Origin of the sequence: Paenibacillus sp. FSL R7-0333 (genome assembly GCF_038000365.1) — a bacterium.
In the GTDB taxonomy this organism is placed as follows: domain Bacteria; phylum Bacillota; class Bacilli; order Paenibacillales; family Paenibacillaceae; genus Paenibacillus_AQ; species Paenibacillus_AQ silagei.
Genome location: NZ_JBBOBZ010000001.1, coordinates 6,218,401 through 6,230,182, shown reverse-complemented (window position 1 = coordinate 6,230,182; position 11,782 = coordinate 6,218,401). Strand labels below are relative to the sequence as shown.

Here is an 11,782-nt window from a genome sequence, read left to right as displayed (position 1 = left end):
GGGTAATAGATTATAGAATCTTGGGCACAGGGCTTGTCGGCAACGGCAGGCCCCTGTGCAGTATATAAGGGGAATGTACGGATGGATACAATAGTGAAGCTGAATCTGCAGGATGAGATCACTCTGGATGAGCTATGGAGCCTTCAGCATAAGGCATACCGCCTGGAGGCGGAGATCATCGGGTTTCGTGACATACCGCCGCTGCTGGAGACGAGGGACATGCTCAGCCGGGTTACAGAGGAGTTCTACGGCTGCTTCGATGAGACGGAGGAGCTGCTCGGCGCTGTTGCAGTCATAGAGGAGTCTCCCGGCAAGCTAACCGTTACCCGGATGATGGTCAGCCCGGACCATTTCCGCCAAGGCGTGGCCGGAAGACTGTTAGAATTTATCTTTTCCCGTTATACGGAGATGGAGCAGTTTATCGTATCAACGGGGAAGCTGAACCTTCCGGCAGTGACGCTCTATACCAAGCACGGGTTCATTCCTGCCGGGTCCGAAGAGGTGGTTCCGGGAGTAGAGCTGCTGGAATTCCACCGGACAGGCAGGCTGAAATGACAAGTACATCCCAATTTAGAAAGGAGGAGTACCGAGAATGAGTTCCAGCCATCAGAATCATGAGGAGCTTCCCGTGCGGGAAGAAGAGAATGAGGCAGGCTTGCCGCTGTCTGAAGCTGACGTAGAATTGAACCATCCCTACATCCCTCCCCGTCCCAAACGCCGTCCGCGCAAACGGAAATTTATAGCCGGCCTGCTTGCTGCAGTGCTTCCCGGCACGGGACATCTCTATCTCGGGCTGCTCCGCAAAGGGGTTTCTGTCATTTTCCTTATTGTGCTGGATATTGTGGCACTGCTGTATTTCTCATCTATCGGGATGCAAATCAATGTACCGCTGCTGATTTTACTGGGGCTGCTGATTCCGGTGTTATACTTTTATAATGTGTTTGACGCGCTTCAGAATGCAGACCTGATTCTGCGGTTTCCTGATGAGCATGATCTTGAAGAGCTCGAGACCATCCAGTCCAGTACAACAACCTCAAGACGCCGGGTAAGGATCAGCGAGCCGGGGATTTCCTTTGGCCTCCTGCTGCTTATCGGCGGGGCGATGCTCTTTCTTTTCCAGCAAAAGCCGCCTTGGCTTCGCGTATTCATTGAGACCTCTGCCGGTGCTGCCGCCTCCGTGGTGCTGATAGGTCTTGGCCTGCTTATGGGAATCAGAGAGATGGCCAGAGACTCCATAGCGCGTCAGGACAAGGAGCGGAAGAAGCGGCGGATCGGCAGATATACGGCCTCAGTAACACTGGCTGCTGTCGGAATCCTGCTTCTCCTGGACTGGCGCGATGGAACAGATTATATGATGCTGCTGCTCAAATGGTGGCCTATCATTCCGGTATTATGGGGAGTAGAGTATCTGCTGATCTATGTTCTTTTCCGCCGTCTGAAGCAGAGCGGTACTGCCGGAAGAGCGCGGATGGATCTGCGGGGATTGTTCTCTGCGGTAATACTGGCTGCCTGTGTGTTTATCGTAACCGAGCAGGAGCACTATCTGCATCTGTGGAACAAGGTGAGTCTTAACCTGACCGTGGCGGCAGTCGATTACGGGGAAGCGGAAGGAAGCTCTTATCAGAAGGCTCCGCTGATGGTTCCGGTCGAACTGAACACCTCCAAGGTCAATATTGACGCTATTAATGGGGACATTCTCATTCACCGGGCTGCTGTAGAGGATATTGAGATCACGGCAAACGTCTGGGTGGACCAGCTGGACGGGGTGCAGGCGGAAGCCATAGCGGACCAGTCCTTTGTGGAGGTGACGGAAGGTACGACAATCAAGATTACTCCCCAGAGTAAGGCGTACGGAGAATCCGGCAAACGCCAGCCGCGGATCAACCTGGATATCTCCCTGCCGGAAGACCGGCGGTTCGACCTGAACGTCCGTACGATGAATGGCGGAATTACCTTGCAGAATGTGGAAGCCATTGCCGACATCTCGCTGGAGACCGGGAACGGGGAGTTGATTCTGCACCGCATTTACGGCAATGTAAAAGGTAAAACCTTAAACGGCGCGGTGCGCGCCAGAGATGTCCTGGGCAATGTGGAGCTGGGGACAAGCGGAGGCGATATGGGGGCTTGGGACGTTAGAGGCGCCCTGAAGCTGTCAACGGCGGTCGGCAACATCACGGCATATGACAGCGGGGATGTGCTGGATCTGTCCACGAAGAATGGCAATGTGGAGGTATCCGGAGCAAGATCCAAGCTGCATGCCGAATCCCTGAACGGCCGGATCAGCATCCGCTCCGGGGATTTCGGGGGAGACTGGGATGTTTACAGTGCAGTGGGGGATATTGAACTGTTCCTGCCGCTAACAGGTAATTATACGGTGGAGGGCTCCAGCGGATATGGAGATATCGTAACAGACCTGCCAGGGCTCGTGATTGACAAAAAAGTGCTTTCCGGCCAGATTGGAACCGGTGAATTCAAGCTGCGTGTAGACGGAAACAGCAATTTAAATGTGAGCAAATATTGAAATAAGGAATTTTTATTATATAATAATGAATATAATGTAATGACTTCATTGACAACGTTGAAATCAGAGTCATACAATTACATTAGAATTATTATTAAGTTGTATAATCAAAGGCGGTGGCATGGATGGGGAGTGGCGTACAGCATGCATTGGAGCAACTCAAGACAACTGGTGTCCGTATTACGCCTCAGCGTCATGCGATTCTAACGTATCTGATGGAAGCGATGAATCATCCTACAGCAGACGATATTTACCGGGCACTTGAGCCTCAGTTTCCGAGCATGAGTGTGGCAACTGTGTATAACAATCTTAAGATGTTCATGGAAGCAGGTATGGTCCGTGAGCTGACCTACGGTGATAATTCCAGCCGTTTCGACGCCAATGTATCTGATCATTATCATGTTATCTGCCAGGAATGCGGCAAGATTGAGGATTTCAGCTATTCTACTCTTCATGAGGTAGAGCTGCAGGCCGAACAGGCCACGGGCTTCAAGATTCATGGATTGCGTATGGAGCTGTACGGTGTGTGCAAAGGCTGCGGCGAGAAGCAGCACTGAATGGAATAACACCTATAAGCGTGTAGAGTCCGAATGCGGATTCTGCACGCTTTTTTGTAAGGAGAGAGAAAGATACTGTTACAAAAATACAAACCTTCCAAGAGATTCGCGCAACCAAGCTCGGCTGCATGGCGTATACTTAACAGAAGTGATGCCTGCTTTTAAAAATCAACGAATGGTTTGGAGGACCTATTTTGGACAGAAGACAGAGACAAAGACGCGTCACGAAGCGTGGAAGTCTTACTCGCCGCTTATTGGGACTTGTCATCATAGCCGCCGCAGCCTTTTGGGTTGTTTATTATGTACTGCCGAACCGCCAGCATGTGGACCCGGACTGGAAGGGGCTGGACAAGCCGATTTTTGTGAAGGGACAGCTTACCGGCTATTCAGCATCGGGTACGGGGGACGGGCTGCTTTTACCGCTGCCTTTTTTGCAGGAATATGTAGATTCTTCTATCCGTTATGAAAAAGAAAGCAAATCAGTTATTCTCTCAACGGACAGCAGTCTACTATATATGCAGGAGGAATCCACGGCCGCAGCGCTCAACAATGAACCTCTGCAGCTTCGCCTTGCTCCCGAGGTTAAAGATAAAGTGACCTATCTTCCGGTAGATACACTGGAGAATCTGTACGGCTTCGAGATCGAAGAGGATACGAATACCGGTGCAGTGCTGCTAATGACTGCAGGTGAATCGGTGCCGCTTGGCAAGGTGAAGGGCAAAGAAGGCGGGAAAACGAAAGCCCTGCGCAGTGAACCCTCGGTGCATGCACCGATTTTTGCTGATATGAACCCCGGGGATGTCGTACGGATCTGGAACACGGACACGAAGGACTGGGTATTCGCTCAGCTTGATAATGGTTATTCGGGTTACGTCCAGGCGGATGATATTACCGAAGACGGTACCCGAACTGTAGAGAAAAAGCCCGAAACACCTACACGTGCGCAGCGCAGCTGGAAGGATAAGCCGGTTAACATGTTCTGGGAAGCCGTGTATGAACGCAAGCCGAATCCCGCCAAATTCGCAGCCTTGCCTGGAATTAATGTGGTTAGCCCCACCTGGTTCAGCATTATTGATGTGAAGGGGAATGTGCGCAGCCAGGCGGACCGCTCTTATGTGGATTGGGCGCATAATCAAGGGATGGAGGTATGGGGGCTGCTTAGCAACAGCTTTGAACCCGATTTGACTACTGAAGCTTTATCCACATATGACAATCGGATGAATGCCATTGTGCAGATGCTTAAGTATGCAGACCTGTACAATTTAGACGGGATTAATATCGACTTCGAGAATGTGTACACCAAGGATGGACCGAACGTAACGCAGTTCATGCGGGAACTGAAGCCGATGGCCCAGAGCCGGAATCTGATTGTCTCTATTGATGTTACGCCGAAGTCCAAGAGCGAGATGTGGTCCCTGTTTCTTGACCGTCCGGCGCTTGCCGCCGTGTCCGACTTCCTGATTGTAATGGCCTACGACGAGCACTGGGCAGCCAGTCCGGTTGCAGGATCAGTAGCCTCTTTACCGTGGGTTAAGACCTCTATGAACCGGATTATCGAGGAGGATAAGGTGCCGGCAGAGAAGTTAATTCTGGGAGTGCCACTCTATACGCGGATCTGGACGGAAGCCACCGAGAAGGGGAAGACCAAAGTAAGCTCCAAGGCCGTCAGTATGAATGCGGTCAAGGAGATCATCGCTGAGAAGAAGCTGACACCGGTATTCGATAAGGAAGCCGGACAGAACTACGTGGAGTATAAGGAAGATGATGTTCTCCGCAAAATCTGGATCGAGGACACCACCTCGCTCACAGCCAGGGTAGAGCTGGCCCAGTCCTTGAAGCTGGGCGGTGTGGCAGCCTGGAACCGTAGCTTCGCCAGTCCGGAGGCATGGGAAGCATTGAAGGGGATTATTAAATAAGATGATTTCATTAAAAAAAGGTGTTGTCCTACAGTGGACAACACCTTTTTTGGCAGACAATACTATTCTTACATTACCTTGTCTCTAAATAAATGCATAATGTCAGTAAGCACTGCATGGAGAGGATTAGTGTTTCAGTTGCTGGGTTTCAAGCTCTTCGGCAGTAATGGTAGCTTGTGCAGGGTCCATGGTGAGGATGGTGTGGCAGAACATGCAGCGGTCGGTTTTGCCCAGCATTTTGGTCAGCTTATGGCACTCCGGACATTCCACCTGAACCGCACTGGTTGAGAGCATGCCCGCCCAAAAATAAATAGCCAGACTGGCCATCATGGAGACGAGTCCAATGACAAGACCGACAGCAGCAACGACTTTGCCGGCAGAGCCCCAGAATACAATACCTGCGGTTCCCATGATCATGAGACCCATGCCAAGCATGGTCAGAAGCAGTCCCCAGGTGCGAAAAGCATTAATTTTGGCCGATTTAAATTTCATGAGTACGATCTCCTAACTGAAATATAGTTCGGTTGTTCAGGAGGAACTGGCATGAATATGTAGAATAAGCTTATGTATAGAGATTATAACTGACGGACGCAAAATCGCCAAATTTGATGGAGGGAAGCATGGAACTGTCCAATTTGACCCTATTAAGTGGGGAGACATTTGAGGAGAATGTTCTTGGAGCCGTTGCTTGGCGGCAAAGAGGAGATGCCACGTTTCAAAGTGCGCTGCTGCACGATTTTGATATGGTGGTCCTTCTGCTGCATGAGGAACAGGAGACGGAACGCATCATAACCCATAGCATTGCCGGTGATAAGCGGACTCAATCGGTGCATGTAGGTCTATCTGCACTGGAACGTGCTGTCATGGCCGGAGATAACAACGAGCTTGTTAGCAGCCTGATATCCGGAGAGGTACTCTGGGACCCGAAGGGGATCTTGGCGGAGATGCGTAAGCAGCTCACCCAGTTTGAGGGCCCGCTCAAAGAACGGGTGCTGTTCATGGAATTCTCCCGTTTTTTACATATGTATATTAAGTCCAAGCGTTATATTGAAGCAGGCTGTACCATGGATGCCTATAATTGCGTACTCATTGCCTTGTATCATTGGGCGCGCATTGAAGTGAGTGAAGCGGGGTATTTCCCGGAACCGGCAGTATGGGGACAGGTGAAAAGCCTGAACTCCCCGGTCCATAAGCTATATGAAGAATTGACTATCAGCACAGAGACACTGGACCAGAGAATCGAACTGATCCTGCTTGCCTGTGAATTTGCCCTTATGTCAAAAATGGAGGATTGCTGTATCATGCTGCTTCATATCCTGGGCAGCCGTAAGGAGGCGTGGAGCATTAAGGAGCTTCTGCAGCATTCGGGGCTCAGCCCGCTCCAGGCAGAGTTGCCGCTTGTGCTTCGCAAGCTGGTATCCCGTTCATTAATTCGGGAGATCGCCTCGTGGGCAGTTGATGCCGGGGATGGTCATGCCATTCGTTATACCCTTTAAATTAACAAATCGTCTACTGGCGGTAACATCTCTATATAGATAGCATTAGCGGGAGAATGGAGAGGGTGAATGTACTCTCTTTTTTTATAGAATTTATATGTTTGGGGCCCCCGCAAAGTACCTGAGTCATCACCTACGCTAAAGCCTCACTTTGTGGGGTTATTTTATTTGTCCAAGTTTGCAGAAGAGCTGAAAGGGAATTGAATATTTAGGGTTGACTAGGGTGCAGTTCTTATGATAAATTATAACTCGTCCCTCTGACATAACGATGCGCAGCAATGCAGTCGTAAATCAGCCGAAAAAAGAAATTAAAAAAAAGGTTGACTAAAACGAGGGTGCTGTGATATATTATAAAGGTCGCTGCTGAAATAAAAAACGGCGACGGAAGATGAACTTGATCTTTGAAAACTGAACAACGAGTGAGTATCGGAGATCGCTTCGGCGAGATCCAAAAATGAGAATGTAAATTCTCGTCAGATGTTTCAAAATGAGCAATCGCTCTTTCTAAATACCAATTTGGAGAGTTTGATCCTGGCTCAGGACGAACGCTGGCGGCATGCCTAATACATGCAAGTCGAGCGGAGTTTGAGAGGAAGCTTGCTTCCTTTCAAACTTAGCGGCGGACGGGTGAGTAACACGTAGGCAACCTGCCCTCAAGCCTGGGATAACTACCGGAAACGGTAGCTAATACCGGATAATTTCTTTTTTCTCCTGAGGAGAGAATGAAAGGCGGAGCAATCTGCTGCTTGGGGATGGGCCTGCGGCGCATTAGCTAGTTGGTGGGGTAACGGCTCACCAAGGCGACGATGCGTAGCCGACCTGAGAGGGTGAACGGCCACACTGGGACTGAGACACGGCCCAGACTCCTACGGGAGGCAGCAGTAGGGAATCTTCCGCAATGGGCGCAAGCCTGACGGAGCAATGCCGCGTGAGTGATGAAGGTTTTCGGATCGTAAAGCTCTGTTGCCAGGGAAGAACGTCCGGTAGAGTAACTGCTACCGGAGTGACGGTACCTGAGAAGAAAGCCCCGGCTAACTACGTGCCAGCAGCCGCGGTAATACGTAGGGGGCAAGCGTTGTCCGGAATTATTGGGCGTAAAGCGCGCGCAGGCGGTTATTTAAGTCTGGTGTTTAAACCTTGGGCTCAACCTGAGGTCGCACTGGAAACTGGGTGACTTGAGTACAGAAGAGGAAAGTGGAATTCCACGTGTAGCGGTGAAATGCGTAGATATGTGGAGGAACACCAGTGGCGAAGGCGACTTTCTGGGCTGTAACTGACGCTGAGGCGCGAAAGCGTGGGGAGCAAACAGGATTAGATACCCTGGTAGTCCACGCCGTAAACGATGAGTGCTAGGTGTTAGGGGTTTCGATACCCTTGGTGCCGAAGTTAACACAGTAAGCACTCCGCCTGGGGAGTACGGTCGCAAGACTGAAACTCAAAGGAATTGACGGGGACCCGCACAAGCAGTGGAGTATGTGGTTTAATTCGAAGCAACGCGAAGAACCTTACCAGGTCTTGACATCCAACTAACGAAGCAGAGATGCATCAGGTGCCCTTCGGGGAAAGTTGAGACAGGTGGTGCATGGTTGTCGTCAGCTCGTGTCGTGAGATGTTGGGTTAAGTCCCGCAACGAGCGCAACCCTTGACTTTAGTTGCCAGCAGGTTGAGCTGGGCACTCTAGAGTGACTGCCGGTGACAAACCGGAGGAAGGTGGGGATGACGTCAAATCATCATGCCCCTTATGACCTGGGCTACACACGTACTACAATGGCCGGTACAACGGGAAGCGAAGCCGCGAGGTGGAGCCAATCCCAGCAAAGCCGGTCTCAGTTCGGATTGCAGGCTGCAACTCGCCTGCATGAAGTCGGAATTGCTAGTAATCGCGGATCAGCATGCCGCGGTGAATACGTTCCCGGGTCTTGTACACACCGCCCGTCACACCACGAGAGTTTACAACACCCGAAGTCGGTGGGGTAACCCGCAAGGGAGCCAGCCGCCGAAGGTGGGGTAGATGATTGGGGTGAAGTCGTAACAAGGTAGCCGTATCGGAAGGTGCGGCTGGATCACCTCCTTTCTATGGAGAATCGTCTTCTGCAACGAAGACATTCAAAACGGAAGCTAAGCTTCCACAATAGAACCCTTGGGTTCGAATACTCACTCGTTGGTCAGTTTTGAGAGTTTAAGCTCTCATCTTTAATTTGATCCTTGAAAACTGGATACCGAAACGAATTTGCGTTTTAGAACATTCCTTTAAGCTGAACTTGTGTAAACAAGTTTTGAATTAATGGCGATGCTAAGCGGTTTTCCTAACGGAAAACGCATTGGTTAAGCTACTAAGAGCACACGGAGGATGCCTAGGCGCCAGGAGCCGACGAAGGACGTGGCGAACAACGAAACTGCCTCGGGGAGCTGTAAGCAAGCTTTGATCCGGGGGTGTCCGAATGGGGAAACCCAGCTGTGGTAATTCGCAGTTACTCGTATCTGAATACATAGGATACGCAGAGGCAGACCAGGGGAACTGAAACATCTAAGTACCCTGAGGAAGAGAAAACAATAGTGATTCCGTCAGTAGCGGCGAGCGAACGCGGAACAGCCTAAACCAAGGGGCTTGCCTCTTGGGGTTGTGGGACGTCTCACATGGAGTTACAAAGGAATATGGTAGGTGAAGAGGTCTGGAAAGGCCCGCGATAGAGGTAAAAGCCCTGTAGCCTAAACTGTGTTCTCTCCGAGACGGATCCCGAGTAGTGCGGGGCACGTGAAACCCCGTATGAATCCAGCAGGACCATCTGCTAAGGCTAAATACTACCTGGCGACCGATAGTGAAACAGTACCGTGAGGGAAAGGTGAAAAGCACCCCGGAAGGGGAGTGAAATAGAACCTGAAACCGTGTGCTTACAAAAAGTCAGAGCCCTCTTTATGGGTGATGGCGTGCCTTTTGTAGAATGAACCGGCGAGTTACGTTTAACATGCAAGGTTAAGGTGAGAAGCCGGAGCCGCAGCGAAAGCGAGTCTGAATAGGGCGACTAAGTATGTGGACGTAGACCCGAAACCGTGTGATCTACCCCTGTCCAGGGTGAAGGTGCGGTAACACGCACTGGAGGCCCGAACCCACGCATGTTGAAAAATGCGGGGATGAGGTGGGGGTAGCGGAGAAATTCCAATCGAACTCGGAGATAGCTGGTTCTCCCCGAAATAGCTTTAGGGCTAGCCTCGGTGAATGGAGTGGTGGAGGTAGAGCACTGATTGGGTGCGGGGCCCGCAAGGGTTACCAAGCTCAGTCAAACTCCGAATGCCATTTACTTCTTGCCGGGAGTCAGACAGTGAGTGCTAAGATCCATTGTCAAAAGGGAAACAGCCCAGACCATCAGCTAAGGTCCCCAAGTGTGTGTTAAGTGGGAAAGGATGTGGAGTTGCACAGACAACCAGGATGTTGGCTTAGAAGCAGCCACCATTGAAAGAGTGCGTAATAGCTCACTGGTCGAGTGACTCTGCGCCGAAAATGTAACGGGGCTAAACACACCACCGAAGCTATGGCTAGATGCTTTGCATCTGGGGTAGGGGAGCGTTGTATGTAGGTTGAAGGTGTACCGTAAGGAGCGCTGGACAGCATACAAGTGAGAATGCCGGTATGAGTAACGAAAAGATCAGTGAGAATCTGATCCGCCGAAAGCCCAAGGTTTCCTGAGGAAGGCTCGTCCGCTCAGGGTAAGTCGGGACCTAAGGCGAGGCCGACAGGCGTAGTCGAAGGACAACAGTTTGAAATTACTGTACCACCGTAATCCGCTATGAGCGATGGGGTGACGCAGGAGGGTAGTGACGCGGACTGATGGATATGTCCGTCTAAGCAGTGAGGCTGGTGTGCAGGCAAATCCGCACATCGTTAAGGCTGGGCTGTGATGGGGAGCGAAAATTACAGTAGCGAAGGTCATGATCTCACACTGCCAAGAAAAGCCTCTAGCCAGGAGAAGGTGCCCGTACCGCAAACCGACACAGGTAGGCGAGAAGAGAATTCTAAGGCGCGCGGAAGAACTCTCGTTAAGGAACTCGGCAAAATGACCCCGTAACTTCGGGAGAAGGGGTGCCTCGGTAGGGTGAATAGCCCGAGGGGGCCGCAGTGAAAAGGCCCAAGCGACTGTTTAGCAAAAACACAGGTCTGTGCGAAGCCGTAAGGCGAAGTATACGGGCTGACGCCTGCCCGGTGCTGGAAGGTTAAGGGGAGCGGTTAGGAGCAATCCGAAGCTGTGAACCGAAGCCCCAGTAAACGGCGGCCGTAACTATAACGGTCCTAAGGTAGCGAAATTCCTTGTCAGGTAAATTCTGACCCGCACGAATGGCGTAACGACTTGGGCGCTGTCTCAACGAGAGATCCGGTGAAATTTTAATACCTGTGAAGATGCAGGTTACCCGCGACAAGACGGAAAGACCCCATGGAGCTTTACTGCAGCTTGATATTGAATTTGGGTACGATCTGTACAGGATAGGTGGGAGCCGTGGAGGCAGGAGCGCAAGCTTCTGCGGAGGCGCCGTTGGGATACCACCCTGATCGTATCTAGGTTCTAACCTAGTGCCCTTAGCGGGTACGGGGACCGTGTCAGGCGGGCAGTTTGACTGGGGCGGTCGCCTCCTAAAGAGTAACGGAGGCGTTCAAAGGTTCCCTCAGAATGGTTGGAAATCATTCGCAGAGTGCAAAGGCATAAGGGAGCTTGACTGCGAGACCTACAAGTCGAGCAGGGACGAAAGTCGGACTTAGTGATCCGGTGGTACCGCATGGAAGGGCCATCGCTCAACGGATAAAAGCTACCCTGGGGATAACAGGCTTATCTCCCCCAAGAGTCCACATCGACGGGGAGGTTTGGCACCTCGATGTCGGCTCATCGCATCCTGGGGCTGAAGTAGGTCCCAAGGGTTGGGCTGTTCGCCCATTAAAGCGGTACGCGAGCTGGGTTCAGAACGTCGTGAGACAGTTCGGTCCCTATCTGTCGTGGGCGCAGGAAATTTGAGAGGAGCTGTCCTTAGTACGAGAGGACCGGGATGGACGTACCGCTGGTGCATCAGTTGTTCCGCCAGGAGCATGGCTGAGTAGCTACGTACGGACGGGATAAGCGCTGAAAGCATCTAAGCGTGAAGCCCCCCTCAAGATGAGATTTCCCAGTATGTAAGACCCCTTGAAGACGACGAGGTAGATAGGTTGGAGGTGGAAGTGCAGCAATGCATGGAGCTGACCAATACTAATCGGTCGAGGGCTTATCCAAAAAATAATTCGCAGATTCGTTTCGGATTCAGTTTTCAGGC

6 protein-coding genes and 2 rRNA genes are annotated in these 11,782 nt (G+C 51.4%); 7 read left to right on the top strand and 1 reads right to left on the bottom strand.

The annotated features are described in order from the left end of the window. The first annotated feature begins 81 nt into the window (after positions 1 to 81). The 4 genes from MKY86_RS26415 (at position 82) to MKY86_RS26400 (ending at position 4,994) form a co-directional block, all read left to right on the top strand. Positions 82 to 555, top strand: coding sequence for a GNAT family N-acetyltransferase (locus tag MKY86_RS26415; RefSeq protein WP_076080526.1), 474 nt, complete (start codon positions 82 to 84; stop codon positions 553 to 555). A 37-nt stretch (positions 556 to 592) separates the two neighbouring features. Next, positions 593 to 2,521: a DUF4097 family beta strand repeat-containing protein gene (locus MKY86_RS26410; RefSeq protein ID WP_340827591.1), complete on the top strand. Its 1,929-nt coding sequence runs from the start codon at positions 593 to 595 to the stop codon at positions 2,519 to 2,521. A gap of 125 nt (positions 2,522 to 2,646) precedes the next feature. Next, entirely contained in the window at positions 2,647 to 3,078 is a 432-nt protein-coding gene (locus tag MKY86_RS26405) for a Fur family transcriptional regulator (protein WP_036696300.1), read from the top strand. Between the two features lie 194 nt (positions 3,079 to 3,272). Beyond that, on the top strand, positions 3,273 to 4,994 hold the full coding sequence (locus MKY86_RS26400; protein ID WP_076080528.1) for a glycosyl hydrolase family 18 protein: 1,722 nt from the start codon (positions 3,273 to 3,275) through the stop codon (positions 4,992 to 4,994). 126 nt (positions 4,995 to 5,120) lie between these two features. Here the strand turns inward: MKY86_RS26400 and MKY86_RS26395 are convergent, their stop codons facing one another. Beyond that, positions 5,121 to 5,486 carry a DUF2614 family zinc ribbon-containing protein gene (locus tag MKY86_RS26395; RefSeq protein WP_076080530.1) on the bottom strand — a complete coding sequence of 122 codons (366 nt, stop codon included), beginning with the start codon at positions 5,484 to 5,486 and terminating at the stop codon, positions 5,121 to 5,123. A gap of 128 nt (positions 5,487 to 5,614) precedes the next feature. Here MKY86_RS26395 and MKY86_RS26390 point away from each other — a divergent pair, with 128 nt between their 5' ends. The 3 genes from MKY86_RS26390 (at position 5,615) to MKY86_RS26380 (ending at position 11,742) form a co-directional block, all read left to right on the top strand. Then, positions 5,615 to 6,490 (top strand): nucleotidyltransferase-like protein, encoded by an 876-nt coding sequence (locus tag MKY86_RS26390; protein ID WP_076080532.1) that lies wholly within the window; start codon positions 5,615 to 5,617, stop codon positions 6,488 to 6,490. Between the two features lie 513 nt (positions 6,491 to 7,003). Further along, positions 7,004 to 8,564 (top strand): 16S ribosomal RNA (locus tag MKY86_RS26385). A gap of 249 nt (positions 8,565 to 8,813) precedes the next feature. Further along, positions 8,814 to 11,742, top strand: a 23S ribosomal RNA gene (locus tag MKY86_RS26380). The 16S and 23S rRNA genes sit together here, the layout of an rRNA operon. The last annotated feature ends 40 nt before the right edge of the window (positions 11,743 to 11,782 follow it).

What these genes read in the sequence shown, in the direction of transcription:
- MKY86_RS26415 (WP_076080526.1), top strand. Translation starts at nt 82, where the DNA reads ATGGATACAATAGTGAAGCTGAATCTGCAGGATGAGATCACTCTGGAT.
- MKY86_RS26410 (WP_340827591.1), top strand. Translation starts at nt 593, where the DNA reads ATGAGTTCCAGCCATCAGAATCATGAGGAGCTTCCCGTGCGGGAAGAA.
- MKY86_RS26405 (WP_036696300.1), top strand. Translation starts at nt 2,647, where the DNA reads ATGGGGAGTGGCGTACAGCATGCATTGGAGCAACTCAAGACAACTGGT.
- MKY86_RS26395 (WP_076080530.1), bottom strand. Translation starts at nt 5,486, where the DNA reads ATGAAATTTAAATCGGCCAAAATTAATGCTTTTCGCACCTGGGGACTG.
- MKY86_RS26390 (WP_076080532.1), top strand. Translation starts at nt 5,615, where the DNA reads ATGGAACTGTCCAATTTGACCCTATTAAGTGGGGAGACATTTGAGGAG.